Below are 14,178 nucleotides of genomic sequence, written 5' to 3' on the forward strand. Positions count from 1 at the left end.
TCTCGCGGAGGGGGCGGGAGGGGGTCAGGCGTCCCAGCCGCCGGGGAGGTCGCGGATCACGCTCCAGCGCGGGTCGAGCTGGGTCGCCGCTCCGCCGTTCCAGGCCCGGCTGTGGAACCACGGCGCGATCACCTCGGCGTCGCCGTGGCGGTGGCGGCCGAGGTAGCCGCCCCAGTACGAGAACGTCGAGTTCGTCAGCACGAGGCGGCGCGAGGCCGCCAGCAGGGCGAGCTGCCGCGGCACGGGGGTGCCCGGCTCGGGGCAGCGCACGTCGAGGCCGGTCAGGAGCGGCCCGAGCTTGAGCCGGCACCAGTCGAGGTCGTCCGAGACGAGGAGCACGCTGCGCACCTCGGCCGACTCCCGCGCCTGCGCGAGCGCCGCGCGCACGTACTCGACGACGTCGAAGGAGTAGCGGCCGCGGAACTCCGGGACGCTGTAGTAGTCGCCCCGCCGGATGTTGATCGTCAGATCGGCCGACGGCCGCGCCGCCGCGACGAGCTCCCCGAAGGGGCCGGCGAGCAGGTGCGAGTCGAGGAAGGCGTCCAGCTGCGCGGCCCCGAAGTCGACTCCGAAGCGCTGGTGCGTGCCGCCGGCCTCGCGCGGCTGGAGGAAGGACACGTCGCCGGGCGCGACGACCAGCTCCCGGGTGCGAGGGAACAGCTCCGCCCACTCCGCCGACCGCGCCGTGCCGCGCACCACCGTCGGCTCCCCGCGCTCGCGGCGCATGGCGGCCTGCAGCCAGAAGTAGAGGAGGTTGCCGACGCCGAACGCGTCCTGCGGGATCAGCACCGTCGCGCCCCGCCGGCGGAGCGGCTCGAGGACCGCCGCCCGCAGATCGCCCAGCCGCGGCCTCACGAGAGCTCGCCCAGCGCCACCAGCTGCGCGAAGCCGGGATGCGCGGCGCGCACCTCCTCGAAGGTGCCCTCGCCCTCGATCCGCCCGTCCTCGAGGAAGAGCAGCCGGTCGGCGCCGCGCACGGTCGAGAGGCGGTGCGCGACGATCAGCACCGTCATGCTGCCGTGCAGGCCGGCGATGGCGGTCGAGATCTCGTGCTCGGTCCGGTTGTCCAGCGCCGAGGTCGCCTCGTCGAGGACGAGGACCGACGGCCGGCGGTAGAGGGCGCGCGCCAGGCCGATCCGCTGCCGCTGCCCGCCCGAGAGCCGGACTCCGCGCTCGCCGACGCGGGTGTCGAGGCCGAGCGGCAGCTGCTCGACGAAGTCCTCGAGCTGGGCGATGCGGACCACCTCGCGGATCCGCTCGGGATCGACCCCGTCGCGGGGCACCCCGAAGGCGATGTTCGCCGCGAAGGAGTCGTCGAGCAGGAAGACGTCCTGCGGCACGACGCCGAGCCCCGCGTACCAGCCCGCGAGATCCTCCTGGATCGGCCGCCCGCCGCAGAGCACGCGGCCGGCGGTGGGCTCGAGCAGGCCGAGCACGAGATCGAGGAGCGTGCTCTTGCCCGCGCCGCTCGAGCCGACGAAGGCCGTGGTGGCGTTCTCGGCGAGGCGCAGGGTCACGCCGCGGAGCACGTCGCGGGAGGCGTCGGGGTAGCGGTAGACGACCTGCTCGAGCTCGATGTCACCGGCGAAGCGCCCGTCGGGGCCGGGCGTCTCGTCGTGCGAGCCGTGCGCGCCGAGCTCGCGGGCCGCGTCGTCGACGATGCGCAGACTCGCCTGGCCGCTGCGGACGATCGCGAAGGTGGCGGAGATCCGGTTGAGGGTGGGCAGGGCGCGGAGCGACGCGGCGGCGAACACGCCCAGCACCGAGAGCGCCTCGGCGGACGAGCCGGTCGCCACGAGGATGCCGGAGACGCCGATGATCGCGACGACGAACCCGATCTCGAGGAGGTACTTCGGCAGCTCCGAGACCAGCGAGAGCATCCGGGACGCCTGGGCTCCGCGCCGCTTCGCGGCCTGGAATCCGGCGACGAGGCTCGAGGCGCTGGAGGAGAGCCGCGCCTCGCGGAAGCCGTCGAGCGACGGGAGGAGGAACTGCCAGGTCTGCAGCGAGGCCTCGGCGGTCTCCTCGCCGATCCGGCCCTGCCGACGGCGGAGCAGGCGCTGCGTGCCGCCGAGCAGCAGCGCGAAGAAGACGGCCGCGAACAGGGTCGCCCCGGGCGAGGCGAGGAGGAGGACCACGACCAGCGCGACGAGCACCAGCAGGTCGGAGGCGAGGCCGAGCACGCCGAGCAGCACTCCGGACGCCTGCGCGGTCGAGTCGTTGATGTTGCGGTAGACCTCCGACAGCCGCCGCGTGCGGTGCACGGCGAAGGGGGCGAGCACGTACCGCCGCAGCAGCTCGGTCGACGCGTCGGCCGCGATCCGGGTGGTGCGGCCGAGCAGCCACCAGCGGAAGACGATCGTGCCGATGCTCTTCAGCACGAACACCGCGGCGACGAAGCCGGCGACGAGCGGGACGAGGGTCGCGACGTCGGAGGTGCCGACCAGGCCCGCGATCGTGCTCGTCACCGAGCCGGCGCCGGTGTCCGCTCCGGTGAGCAGCGCCATCAGCGGCACCATCGCGGCGACGCCGAGGGTGTCGAGGACGGCCAGCACGATCGAGCCGGCCACCGCGACGACGAGCCAGCCGGGCGACGCCGCGCCGGCGAGGGCGAGCAGGGTGCCGAGTCCCTGCCGGATCGAGCCCCTCATGCCGCGCTCCGGGTGTGGACGTCGGCGTAGACCCCGGCGATGTCGGCGCACATCCGCGCGACGGAGCGCGGCGCGGCGGCGGCGGCCGGCTCCTCCGCCTGGCGCTCGAGCGCCCGCGCCACGGCCGCGGGGTCGTCCGCGTCGACGAGCGAGCGGGGCGCGAGGATCTCGGGGTTGCCGCCGACCGCGGTGGCGACCACGCCCAGGCCGCGGGCGACGGCGTCGAGGAGGGTGTACGAGCAGTTCTCCCAGACCGAGAGCTGGGCCACGACGTCCGCCTCGGCGAGCATCCGGGCGGAGTCGACGAAGCCGGGGAAGGCGACCGCGTCGCCGAGGCCGAGGGCGCTCGCCCGGGCGCGGAGGGCGCCGTCGAGCGGTCCCTCCCCCGCGACGGTCAGCGTCGCGCCGGGCACCCGGCGGTGCAGGACGGCGAAGGCCTCGAGCAGGGCGTCGATCCGCTTCTCGGGCGAGAGGCGGGAGAGCGAGACGACGCGGAGCGCGCCGGCGGGGCGGGGGCGGCGAGCGGCGGCGGGGGCGTCCACAGCGGGGCCGTCCACGCCGTTGAGCACGACGTCGATGGGCAGCACCGCGTGCCACTTCTCCCGCATCGCGCGCCGGGTGGCCTGCGAGACGGCGATCGCCCCGTCGAACCGGTGCAGCCGGGCGCGGTGGGCGAGCGCCATCGCCCGGGCCTGCGCACCCGAGCGGTGGTAGACGGCGTCGGGGCCGGCGATGCCGTGCTCGGTGGTCAGCCGCCGGACGCCGCGGGGCAGCGGGGTCGCGGCGCTCACGAGGTCGGCGTGGGCGAGGTGCGAGTGCACGATCGCGGGCCGGAGGGCTCCGGCCGTGGCGGCGAGCGTGCGGACGGAGGCGGCGAGGCCGGCGGCCGTGCCGAAGCGGCCGGTCGTCACCGCCGAGCCCTGGGCGCGCAGCCGGCGCGCCAGGGCGCCCTCGGGGCAGAGCACGACGACGCGGTGGCCGGGGATGCCCTGCCGCGCGACGTCGACGACGTGCCGGGCGACCCCGCCGTCGTCGGCGACGGGCACCAGCCAGAGCGCGATCGGCGCGGCGCCGCCCGCAGCCGCACTCTCGCCCGCGCTCACAGCCACTCCTCCAGCCGCTCGAGGGCTGTCCAGAAGCCCTCGCCGCTGTCGACGTGGCCCTGCCAGATCTCGGGGATGAACGGCACGCCCGGCGCCAGGGCGTCCAGCGCCGCGGCGAACACCGGCCAGTCGATCTCGCCCTCGCCGATCTGCACGCCCTCGCCGTCGATCCCGGTCGCGTCGACGAGGTGCAGGTGCGCGCTGAGCGGCGCCAGCAGCTCGACCGCCGCCGAGAACGCGGTGCCGAGGAAGGTGGTGGCGAGCTTGGTGTGCGAGGCGTCCAGGCAGAGGGCGGTGCCGGTCTCGCGGGCGAAGGCGGCCGTGTCCTCCGGGTCGACGAAGAGGTTGTGGAACTGCTGGCCGCCCATCAGCCAGGGGTAGGGCGGCAGGGTCTGCGCCAGCAGCCGCACGCCGCTCGCGTCGATCCGGTCGAGCGCCTCCGCGACGCGCGCGTACATCGCGGGGCGGCGGGAGGGGTCCACGTGCGCGTGGCGGGTGAAGCCGCCCATCGTGACGACCATCATCGGGTCCTCGTCCTGCCGGAACCAGCGCGAGAGCGACCGGGTGACCCCGACGGTCCGCTGCACCTCGGCGATCGAGCGCTCCCAGACGTCGCGGTCGAAGGAGGCGAGATCGACCAGGAAGTCGCCGGAGAAGAGGTCCGGCAGGTGGGTGGTGAAGCCCCGCTCCTGACGCGCGGTGAAGACGTCGTCGACGTCGATCTCGAGGTCGCGGTAGGAGAAGTGGAACTCGAGGAAGTCGGGGTTCGACGCGCCGAGCAGCTCGGCGTGGTCGTGGTAGCGGACCGGCAGCCCCCACGGCCGCCGGAACCGGAACGGCCGGCCGGCCGGGGTGCTCGCGCGCAGGTCGCCGTCGAAGAAGAAGCCGCCCTCGGCGACGTCGCGGTGCAGCGTGCGGCCGAGCAGCCGCGGCAGCGCGTTGGGCTGCAGGCCGCGCCCGGGGCTGCGGACCGCCACGTCCGCCGCGCCGACCACCTCGCCGCTGCACAGCTCCCGCGCGGCGACGAGCGACTTCGCGAGCGAGACCCGGTTCATCGACTCCCCGGTGGAGACCCCGCGCGGCTCGGCCGTGCCGAGGGCCGACTCGATGTCGCGGATCTCGGCGACCATCCGGCCGAACTCGTCCGGCAGCAGCGACACCGAGTGGTCGTTGCCCTCCATCGCCCGGTCCACGGTGAAGTGCTTCTCGATGATCCGCGCGCCTCGGGCGACGGCGGCGACCGGCACGTGCCAGCCGCGCTCGTGCCCGGAGTAGCCGATCACGCCGCCGCCGATCTCGGCGAGCCGCTCCAGGTAGGCGAGGTTGAGGTCGCGGTAGGGCGCGGGATAGGTGGACTGGGTGTGCAGCAGCGCGTAGGAGGTGCCCAGCGAGCGCAGCAGCGACACCGACTCGAGGATCTCGCTCTCGCGCGACATCCCGGTGCTCAGCAGCAGCGGCAGGCCGCGGGTGCCGGCGTCGGCGAGGAGGGCGTGGTTGGTCAGGTCGGCGGAGGCGATCTTGAGCCCGGGGACGCCGTAGTCGACGAGGGCCTGCACGCTCGGCGAGTCCCACGGGGTGCAGAGCACGTCGATCCCGGCGTCGCCCGCGTGGTCGAACACCTCGAAGAGCGCCTCGGCGGGCAGCGCGAACCGGCGCAGCAGGTCGATCGTGTACTGCGCTCCGAGGTCCTCCCCCGCCGTGGCGCTGCCGCCCTGGCGGTAGAGCGAGTCGAGGTCGCGCAGCTGGAACTTGACCGCGTCGGCGCCCGCCTCGAGGGCGAGGTCGACGAGGCGCTTGGCGAGGTCGATCGAGCCGTTGTGGTTGTTGCCGACCTCGGCGATCACGAAGGCCGGATGCCCCTCGCCGACCGGGTGCCGGCCGATCTGCAGCGCGGTGGCGCCCTCGATCGCGATCGCGACGAGGTGGCCGCGCTCGTCGACGAGCGGCACGTGGCTGATCCCGTCCGCGCCGAGCAGCGCGGCGACGGCCTGCGCCGGGTCGTCCACGGACGCCGTCAGCACCGCCGTGTTCGCCACGGCGAGGACCGCGACGTCGAGCGACGCCGTCGGGTTCGCGATGATCCAGCGGCGGAAGTCGCCGTCCGACAGCGAGCCGCGCAGCACGCCGTGGCCGTCGACGCAGAAGACGATGCGCTGCTTGTTCGCGTTGATCTTGGCCAGGGCGGTCAGCACCGGGTCCTCGGCGAAGACGATGTAGGGCGCCAGGTGGCGGTCGACGATCATGCTCGCCCCCGCCGTCTCAGGTCGGCGAGCAGGTGCTCGGCGACGACGAGGTCGTGCTCGCCGTCGATGTCGCCGCCCTCGACCTCGTCCATCACGAACAGCCCGACCCGGCCGCCGATGCGGTTCCGCTCCCGCTCGTAGACCTCGGTCCGGGTGAGGTAGAGCGAGCCGGTCTCGCGGTAGAAGAACTCGGGCGGGGTCAGCTCCTGCCGGCGCGGCCGTGCGGTGACGTCGTAGTGCGCGAGCGCGCTCTCCTCGCCCCTCGAGCGCCAGAGGAACGGGGTCTGCGCGACGACGCCGACGAGCGAGTCGACTCCGGTGCTCGCGAACTGCTCGACGGCGCGGTCGATCGTGCCGGGGAGGCGGATCGGCGAGGTCGCCTGGAGCAGCAGCACCGCGTCCGGCCGGCGCCCGAGAGCGACGCGGTGCGCGATGGCGTGCAGCACGACCGGCTCGGTCGCCGTCTCGTCGCGGGCGAGCTCGGCGGGGCGGAGGAACGGCACGTCGGCTCCGGCGTCCGCGGCGAGTGCGGCGAGCTCGGCGTCGTCGGTGGAGACCAGCACGTCGAGACCGGCGGCCAGCGCCTGCTCGATGCTCCAGACCACGAGCGGCGTGCCCGCGACGACGCGCGCGTTCTTGCGCGGCAGGCCCTTCGAGCCGCCGCGCACGGGGATGACGCACAGGATGCTCATCGCACTCCTCCCTCGGTGATCGCGAGCGCCGCGGCGGCGACCGCGGCAGCGGGCTCGAGCGCCGGCGCGGGCGGCGCCGGGGTCGGCGGCCCCTCGCCCCAGACGGACAGTCCGTAGCGGCCCCAGAACTCGCGCACCCAGGCGGGCGGATCGACGCAGGTCACCCAGGCGGGCGTCCCCGCCGCCGCGGCCTCGAGCACGCCGGTCGAGAACACCGAGGCGATCGGCCGGTGCTGCGCGGCCAGGTCGCCGCCGGCGAGCACGCGGATGCCGCTGCGGCGCCAGGCCGCGTGCTGCCAGCGCGAGCGGCGGTCGACCTCGGCCGGGTGCGGGCGGTAGTCGGCGCCGGTGTCGCGGCAGAACCGGCCGGCGGTGGCGGCGGCGATCCGGCGCGGGAGCTCGGCGCCGTGCAGCTGGCCGAGGAAGAGCGGGCGCTCCTCGGTCAGGGCCGCGCGCGGGCGCTGCGCCGCCGACCAGAGCAGCTGGCTGCCGACGACGGCGGTCGTGACGTCGCTCCGCCCCGAGCGCCAGAAGTCGGCGTCCGCGGCCGAGAAGGCGAGCAGCGTCGACTCCGGCGGCAGCGGCGGGGCGAACGGGGTCAGGAGTCCGTGCTGCACCACGAGGACGCGGGCGCCGAGCGGCCCGGCCCAGCGGTGCGCGGTCGCGCCGGAGCGGAGGTAGTGGCCGGTCGCGACGACGGCGCGCAGGCCCCGCAGCTCGGCCGGCGCGGGCGAGCCGTCGGGCACGGGCCGGACGGTCCACTCGCCGGGGAGCAGAGCGGTCACGTCCCCGGGCGCCAGGACGGCGACGGGCAGCCCGTCCAGGTGCGCGAGCGAGGCGGCGGTCGCCGCGACCGCGCTGGCCGTCGCCGCCTCGACCGCGAGCAGGATCGACGGCTCCGCGCCGCGCAGGTGCAGCACGAGCGGCGCCGGTGCCGACGGTCGCAGACGGGACCGCACCGCACGCAGCGGGTCGCGGCCGCGCTGCCAGCGGCGCCAGCCCTCCAGATCGGTCGCGTGCCTCAGCCCCACAGCGCCCTCACCGCCCGCATCCGGTGCACGAAGGTGTGCTCCGCCCGGGTCCGCGCGGCCGCCGCATCGCGCACGCGGTGCGCCCAGACCGGGTCGGCCTGTGCGTGCCGGACGTGCTCGACCAGCTGCTCGCGGCCGTCGAAGACCAGCACCTCGCGGCCCACCTCGTAGTGGTCGGCGATGTCGGGGCGGTCGAGGAGGGCGAGCGCGCCGACTCCCGGCGCCTCGAACGCCCGCATCGACAGCCCGCCGTGCCCGGTCCCGTGGATCGCGAGCGTGGCGATCGAGCCGGCCATCGCGCCGTAGTAGGCCGAGCGCGGGACGTCGCCGTGCGCGCGCAGCCCCGCGCCGCGCAGGCGCCCGGTGCGCACGACGTCCCGCGGGTGCCGCGACCACTGCCGGCCGAAGACCTCGACGTCGACGCCGCCGGCCGCCAGCTCGCGCAGCACCCGCTCGCGCTCGGGGTAGCGCGCTCCGATGAAGGTCACGGCCGCGGACGGGCGCGGCGTCCAGGCCAGGAGGGAGTCGAACGCGTCGGGGAGGTGCGTCGCGGCGATCCCCGCGGCCCGGAGCGCCTCGACGTCGCGCGGCGAGTAGCTCGCGATCGAGACCCGGGCGGAGGCGAGCGCGCGGAGCCGCTCGAGATCGAAGGTCATGTTGCCCAGCTCGTCGTAGAGCCAGAGCACGACCGGCGCCCCGGCGCCCGCCAGCGCGGCCCACCACTCGTCGCCGAGGGAGTCGCCCTTGACGACCAGCACGGCGCGCGGAGACGTCTCGCGCAGCGCCCGGATCGCCCGATCGGTCTCGGAGCGCCGCGACCACCGGCGCAGCCGGGATCGCGGGAAGCGGTGCGCCACCGCGTCGCGCAGCCGCACGACGCCCGCCGTGTCGTCGTAGCGGTGCACGACGACGTCCTCGCCGAGCTCGACGAGCGCGGCCTCGATCGCGCGCCAGTAGTCGTGGAAGACGGGGCTGACGACCAGCACGGGCCGGCTCACGTCGCCGCCGTCTCGGCCGCGGCGATCAGGCGCAGCTCGCCGCGGAAGACGGCGAGCGGTCGGACGCCGCGCCCCGCGAGCGCGCGGAGGGCGTTGGCGCCGAGGTTGACCACCGACGCCGCGCGCAGCGACGCCGCCAGCAGACCGGGGTGCGAGCGCCACTTTCGGGCGTAGCGCAGCCGCGCGGCGACCAGCCAGACCAGCCGCCGGGCGGGATCGGAGGAGCCGCCGCCGGTGTGCACCGCGACGACGTCGCCGGCGAACACCGACGGCACGCCGCGCGCCCGCAGCCGGCGCTGCAGGTCGACCTCCTCGCAGTTCATGTGGAACGACTCGTCGAAGCCGCCGATCGCGCGGAACTCGGCCGTCGGCAGCAGCATCGCCGCGCCGACCACCCAGTCGACCGGCAGCACGGCGCCCTCGACGCAGCGGGTGTCGAGACCGACCGCCGCGCGCAGCTGCGGTCGCCAGCGCGCCAGCGGGGTGAGCCACTCCACCACGTAGTGGCCGAGCCGCGGGAAGCGCCGGCCGACCCACTGCGCCCGCCCGGCGCCGTCCCGGAGCGCGGGCGCGACGACGGCGGGCAGCCACGGGGTCCCCGCGGCGACGAGGTCGCGGAGGAAGGTCTCGCCGATCTCGAGATCGCTGTTCAGCACCAGGAGCAGCGGGTGCGCCGCCTCGGCCGCGCCGCTGTTCACGGCGGCGCCGAAGCCGCCGTTGCGCGCGCGGCGGACGAGCGCGACGCCGTCACCGGCGGGGAACGGCACGGGCGAGGCGTCGTCGACGACGACGATCTCGTGCTCCGGGGCGCCGACCTGGCCGCGCAGCTGCTCGAGCAGGGCGAGCGCGGGGCCCGGATCGCCGTAGTGCGGGACGACGACGCTGACGCCGAGCCCCGGCCGCTCCCGGCCGGTCACGACGCGACCGCCCGGCTCTCGCGCGCGCGGCGCAGCGAGCGGCGGGTCGGCAGCACCGCCGGGCGGGGCGGATCCCAGCCGGCGGGCAGCGCGCCCAGGGCCGGCAGGATCGTGCGCAGGAGCGCGTCGATGTCGTCCACGGCGCTCGCCGCGACGGCGGCACCGCGCCCGTGCGGATCGGCGAAGTCGTCCTCCGCGCCGTACGGGGCGGTGTCGCGCGCGATCAGCTCGCGCAGGTCCGCTCCCGGGGCCGCCCGCGCCAGCCGCGCCGCGCGGCGGATGGTCGCGGTGCGCCGCGCCGCCGAGGCGAAGTGCTGGGCGACCCAGTCGCGCTGCCCCGACTCGAAGACCAGGACCAGATCGGCGTCCTGCAGCAGCCGGCCGTCGACCTGGCGGGCGCGGTGCGAGGCGACGGAGAGGCCGCGGGCGCGCAGCGCGTCGCCCAGGTCGGGGTCCAGAGCGCGGCCGACGGAGGCGTGCGTCCCGGCGCTCGAGACCCGCCAGTCGCCGGAGCCGCCCAGCAGCTCGGCCGCCAGGCGCTCGGCCGACGGCGAGCGGGCGACGTTCGCGTGGCAGAGCAGGAGCAGCTGCGCGCTCATCGAGCCGGCCGCCGGAACGACGACGGGACCTCCGCCTTCGCCGCGGCACGAACGACGTGCTCGGTGGAGCGCGCGGGCTCGACGGCGCGCGCGGGCTCCGCGGCCCGCTCGGGCTCGGCAGCGCGCTCCGGTTCGATGGGCCGGACCGCCGGGAGGGAGCGGGCGGGCTCCTCCCCCGCGGCCCGGCGGCCGGACGACCGACCCCGCGAGCGGCCGGCGTCCGGCTCCGCGTAGTACGGGTTCTTGCGGTCGTAGTAGTAGGAGTACCCGGCGTCGCCGTCCTGCGCCGAGACCATGTTCAGCACGGTGCCGAGCACCCGGCCGCGCACCTGCTGCACGATCCGCCGGGCGGCGGTGACCTCGGGGCGGCGGGTGCGGTTGGAGGCGACGACGAAGACGATGCCGTCGACGACCGTCGCGACGATCGACGCGTCGGTGACCGGCAGGATCGGCGGCGCGTCGACGATCACGAAGTAGTCCTGCGCCAGCCGCTCGATCAGCGCGCGCATCGCCGAGGAGCCGAGCATCTCGGACGGATTCGGCGGGATGTGCCCCGCCGGCAGCGCGAACAGCCCCTCTGTGGCGGTCGGGCGGATCGCGTCCTCGACCGGGATCTGGTGGCTGAGCACCTCGCTGAGGCCGACGGCGCCGTCGATCCCGAGCAGCTTCGCGACGGTCGGGCGGCGCAGGTCGGCGTCGATCAGCAGGGTGCGCTGCCCGGAGTCGGCCATCACCCGGGCGAGGCCGGACGCGATCGTCGACTTGCCCTCGGCCTGGTTCGCGCTGGTGATCACGACGCTGCGGGTCTCGTCGTCGACGCTCGAGAAGCGCAGACCGGTGCGGAGTGCGCGGAAGGCCTCGGCGGTGATCCCGTCGACCGCCCGGGCGTCGCCGCGGCGGCCGGCCCTGGCCCGGCCCGTCTTCGGGATGCGGCCGAGGACGCCGACGCCGAAGAGCTGCGTGAGGTCGTCGACGGTGCGCACCCGGATGTCGAGGGCGCGGCGGAGGATCGCGAGGACGAAGCCGAGCACGAGACCGCCCGCGGCGCCGAGCAGCAGGTTGCGCAGCCAGTTCGGGCTCGTGGGCGCCGAGGCCGGCTCGGCGTTCTCCAGCGGCACCACCGTGATCTGGGGGGTGCGGTCGGCGGTCGACTGCGTCTCGATGTCCGCGATCACGTCGGCGAGCGCCGCCAGGGCGCCGTTGGCGAGGGCCGCCGCGTTCTCGGGCGTCGCCGCCGAGGCGGTCACCTCGATCAGGGTGCTGCCCGGGGCGACGGCCGCGGTCAGCCGGCCGTTCAGCGGCTCGCCGCCGGGGTTCGCCTCGGGATCGGACTCGATCCGCTCGTAGACCGCGCTGCTGGAGATGAGCGGCAGGTACGCGTTGGCCCGGGTGACCGCGGTCTGCGCTCCGCTGATCGCGTCGGCCGAGCTGCCGTCGGTCGCCGCGATGACGAAGCCGGCCGAGCTGGAGTCGTAGACCTTCGGCGACACGGCGGAGAAGGCCGCCATCGCGCTCACGCCGACGAGAACGGCGATGACGAGGATCTTCCAGTTCCGCCGGAGGAAGGCGATGAAATCGACGACAGTCACTGTGCGCCTTTCGTGCGATCAGAGCAGCGGTTCTGTCCGAGCAGGGACACTCGACGATCCTGAGCTTTTCGCGTCAGGCTAGCCTGACCGGCCCTCTGCCGCGCAAAGGGAATTCCTCCGCGGGAAGTGATGTTCTGCGAGGATTCCGGCATGACCCACCACGTGGACAGCGCGGACCTCTCCGGGGGCGGAATCGGCCTCCGGGTCTCGCGGCGCCCGGATCTCGGAGCGGTGTTCCCGATAGCACACTCGGCGCGGATCATCGATGCGGCGCTGATGGGTCTGATCATCTATCGACTCTCCGTCCCTTTCCTTCCCGGATCCTTTCCGGCCGCCCAGTCCGCCGTCATCGGACTTCTTCTGATCAGCCTCTTCCGCCGTCCTCCCCGCTCTCTCCGCGCCGTCGGCTGGTATCCCTTCCTCTGCCTCGGCCTCCTCGGCTTCGCCGTGGTGGTCTCGGCGGTGAACGGACTCGATCTCGAGCGGCGAGCGGGCAACATCGGCCTGCTGATGCTGATGGCCGCCTTCCTCGCCAGCGGCCGGATCGACGTCGCCTCCGCGATCAAGGGCATCGGCGTGGCACTGACCCTGAACGCCGCGCTCTTCGCCGCCGGCCTCGCCCCGGACGCCTACCAGGGCGCCCTCACCGGCTACCTGCAGGACAAGAACGTCGCCGGGCTCTACTACGGCATTGCCGCCCTGCTCGTCGCGGCGACCCTCCAGCGCCGGTGGCTCCGGATCGCGGTGCTCGTCGCCGGCGGGCTCGCGGTCGTCGCCACCGACTCGCGCACCTCGATGGCCGCCTACGCCTGCGGAATCCTCTGGCTCGTGGTGACCCCGCGGCTGGGGCTCGCCTTCCGGGCGCTCACCGGCGCCGGCATCGCCGCGCTCTTCGTCTGGGCCGAGGCGAACCTGTCCACCGCGGGCGTCTACGGCGTCGAGCGGGCCGGCTCCGACGCGCTCCGCGAGAGGATCCTGCAGGCCTCCTTCGACCGCGTCGCGCTCGCGCCGTGGAGCGGCGGCGGGCTCGGGACGGCGACGGCCGACGTCGACGGCATCGCCTGGTTCTTCCACAACTCCTACCTCGCGCTGCTCGCCGAGGGCGGCGTCGTGCTGCTCGTCGGGGTCCTCGCGATCTACGCGGTGGCGGGGTTCGGGCTGCTGCCGCGGCGACCCGAGACGTTCGCGCGCCACGCGGTCGGCGCGGCGACGGTGGTGGTGCTGCTCTGCGCGACGCAGCTCGGCGAGGTGTTCTTCGCGCCGATGTCGTTCGTCGTCGTCGGCGCCGGGCTGGCGCTGCTGGCGGAGCGGCGGCCGGAGGAGGACGCGGACGCCCTCCCCGGTGCCGAGTTCCCCGGGACAGCGCTCCCCGGGACCGAGATCCCGCTGACCGAGCGCCCCCGCAGCTAGCGCCCCGCGACCTCGCGGAGCACGGCCCGGACATCGGCCCACATCCGCACGGCGTTCGCGTCGGCGAGCACCCGGGCGCGCCCCGCCCGCGCGACCTCGGCGCGGCGCGCGGGATCGCAGAGCGCCGCCTCGACGGCCGCCGCGACCCCCGCCGGATCGTGCATCGGCAGGCCGAACGCCGTGACGCCGTCCTCGAGGTAGCCCGCCATCGCGGCGCTCCTCGTCACCGCCGCGGCGGTCCCGCAGCCGGCGGCCTCGAGCAGCACGCTCTGGCCGGTCGGGTAGGCGAGCTCGTGGGTGGGGACGACCACGAGCTCGGCGTCGCGCAGATTCTCGCGGTGCTCGCCGACCGGGACGGGATCGTGCAGCACGACGTTCGGCGGCAGCCGCTCGCTGGCCAGGCGCCCGGGCGTGGTGAAGAGATCGACGCGCCGGTGCGGCAGGAGGGCGGCCGCGGCGACGAGGGTGCCGAAGTCGCGCCCGCGGTCGACGCCGGCGGCGAGCACCTCGAAGCGCTTCGGCCGCCCCGGACCGGGCGTGTAGTAGTCCGCATCGACCCCGAAGCCGACGGGGACCACCTTCCGCTCGTCCACCCCGTGCCGGGCGAAGACCTCGCGCTGGTTCGCACTCAGGACGAGGATCCGGTCGACGCCCTCGAGCACCCGGAGCACCCGGCGGCGCCGCTCGGGAGTGCCGGTCAGCAGCTCCTCCGCCCACCAGCAGGAGAGCACGACGAGCGGCGTCCGCGCGTACGGCGGGATCCCGGCGCGGCGCAGCAGCGCGGGGAGCTCGGCCTCCGGCTCCAGCACGGCGAGCACCACGTCGGCGGTGGCCACGGCGCGCAGCGAGCGGAGCTGGGTGTCGATCGCCAGGCCCGAGCGGTGCTCCAGCACATCGCGGAGCTTCACATGGGCGGGATGCACCGCGTGGCCTCTCGCGAGCAGC

Annotated in this window: 12 protein-coding genes; 1 reads left to right on the top strand and 11 read right to left on the bottom strand. The window is 75.4% G+C overall.

The window, feature by feature from the left end; genetic code table 11:
- Positions 1 to 24: 24 nt before the first annotated feature.
- Genes HQQ86_RS06680 through HQQ86_RS06725 form a run of 10 tightly spaced genes read right to left on the bottom strand, consistent with a single transcriptional unit; the run spans position 25 to position 11,823 of the window.
- On the bottom strand, positions 25 to 855 hold the full coding sequence (locus HQQ86_RS06680; protein WP_173287291.1) for an alpha-1,2-fucosyltransferase: 831 nt from the start codon (positions 853 to 855) through the stop codon (positions 25 to 27).
- Positions 852 to 2,651, bottom strand: a complete 1,800-nt coding sequence (locus tag HQQ86_RS06685) for an ABC transporter ATP-binding protein (protein ID WP_173287292.1) — start codon at positions 2,649 to 2,651, stop codon at positions 852 to 854. Before HQQ86_RS06685 ends, HQQ86_RS06680 begins: the two co-directional genes overlap by 4 nt.
- Positions 2,648 to 3,754, bottom strand: coding sequence for a glycosyltransferase family 4 protein (locus tag HQQ86_RS06690; protein WP_173287293.1), 1,107 nt, complete (start codon positions 3,752 to 3,754; stop codon positions 2,648 to 2,650). The genes HQQ86_RS06685 and HQQ86_RS06690 overlap by 4 nt, the downstream gene beginning before the upstream one ends.
- Entirely contained in the window at positions 3,751 to 5,997 is a 2,247-nt protein-coding gene (locus HQQ86_RS06695; RefSeq protein ID WP_173287294.1) for an N-acetylneuraminate synthase family protein, read from the bottom strand. Before HQQ86_RS06695 ends, HQQ86_RS06690 begins: the two co-directional genes overlap by 4 nt.
- Positions 5,994 to 6,689 carry an acylneuraminate cytidylyltransferase family protein gene (locus HQQ86_RS06700; RefSeq protein WP_173287295.1) on the bottom strand — a complete coding sequence of 232 codons (696 nt, stop codon included), beginning with the start codon at positions 6,687 to 6,689 and terminating at the stop codon, positions 5,994 to 5,996. Before HQQ86_RS06700 ends, HQQ86_RS06695 begins: the two co-directional genes overlap by 4 nt.
- Entirely contained in the window at positions 6,686 to 7,720 is a 1,035-nt protein-coding gene (locus tag HQQ86_RS06705) for a hypothetical protein (protein ID WP_173287296.1), read from the bottom strand. The genes HQQ86_RS06700 and HQQ86_RS06705 overlap by 4 nt, the downstream gene beginning before the upstream one ends.
- The gene (locus tag HQQ86_RS21975; protein ID WP_173287297.1) at positions 7,711 to 8,718 is read right to left on the bottom strand and encodes a glycosyltransferase; all 1,008 of its coding nucleotides are present in this window, start codon (positions 8,716 to 8,718) and stop codon (positions 7,711 to 7,713) included. Before HQQ86_RS21975 ends, HQQ86_RS06705 begins: the two co-directional genes overlap by 10 nt.
- On the bottom strand, positions 8,715 to 9,635 hold the full coding sequence (locus HQQ86_RS06715) for a glycosyltransferase family 2 protein (protein WP_173287298.1): 921 nt from the start codon (positions 9,633 to 9,635) through the stop codon (positions 8,715 to 8,717). The genes HQQ86_RS21975 and HQQ86_RS06715 overlap by 4 nt, the downstream gene beginning before the upstream one ends.
- Complete coding sequence (locus HQQ86_RS06720) at positions 9,632 to 10,234, bottom strand: hypothetical protein (protein ID WP_173287299.1); 603 nt, start codon at positions 10,232 to 10,234, stop codon at positions 9,632 to 9,634. The genes HQQ86_RS06715 and HQQ86_RS06720 overlap by 4 nt, the downstream gene beginning before the upstream one ends.
- A complete protein-coding gene (locus tag HQQ86_RS06725) occupies positions 10,231 to 11,823 on the bottom strand; it encodes a polysaccharide biosynthesis tyrosine autokinase (RefSeq protein WP_173287300.1) in 1,593 nt (530 codons plus the stop codon). The genes HQQ86_RS06720 and HQQ86_RS06725 overlap by 4 nt, the downstream gene beginning before the upstream one ends.
- Before the next feature lie 150 nt (positions 11,824 to 11,973).
- On the opposite strand from HQQ86_RS06725, the gene HQQ86_RS06730 reads away from it, so the two are divergent.
- Complete coding sequence (locus HQQ86_RS06730; RefSeq protein ID WP_173287301.1) at positions 11,974 to 13,233, top strand: O-antigen ligase family protein; 1,260 nt, start codon at positions 11,974 to 11,976, stop codon at positions 13,231 to 13,233.
- Here the strand turns inward: HQQ86_RS06730 and HQQ86_RS21685 are convergent.
- Positions 13,230 to 14,141, bottom strand: coding sequence for a glycosyltransferase (locus HQQ86_RS21685; protein ID WP_173287302.1), 912 nt, complete (start codon positions 14,139 to 14,141; stop codon positions 13,230 to 13,232). The two genes, HQQ86_RS06730 and HQQ86_RS21685, sit on opposite strands and share 4 nt — an antisense overlap.
- Positions 14,142 to 14,178 lie beyond the last annotated feature (37 nt).

The sequence above is a fragment of the Rathayibacter sp. VKM Ac-2857 genome (genome assembly GCF_013205025.1).
In the GTDB taxonomy this organism is placed as follows: domain Bacteria; phylum Actinomycetota; class Actinomycetes; order Actinomycetales; family Microbacteriaceae; genus Rathayibacter.

Excerpts from the sequence above, each read along its gene's own strand:
- HQQ86_RS06720 (WP_173287299.1), bottom strand. The coding sequence starts at position 10,234 with ATGAGCGCGCAGCTGCTCCTGCTCTGCCACGCGAACGTCGCCCGCTCG.
- HQQ86_RS06700 (WP_173287295.1), bottom strand. The coding sequence starts at position 6,689 with ATGAGCATCCTGTGCGTCATCCCCGTGCGCGGCGGCTCGAAGGGCCTG.
- HQQ86_RS06730 (WP_173287301.1), top strand. The coding sequence starts at position 11,974 with ATGACCCACCACGTGGACAGCGCGGACCTCTCCGGGGGCGGAATCGGC.
- HQQ86_RS06695 (WP_173287294.1), bottom strand. The coding sequence starts at position 5,997 with ATGATCGTCGACCGCCACCTGGCGCCCTACATCGTCTTCGCCGAGGAC.
- HQQ86_RS06685 (WP_173287292.1), bottom strand. The coding sequence starts at position 2,651 with ATGAGGGGCTCGATCCGGCAGGGACTCGGCACCCTGCTCGCCCTCGCC.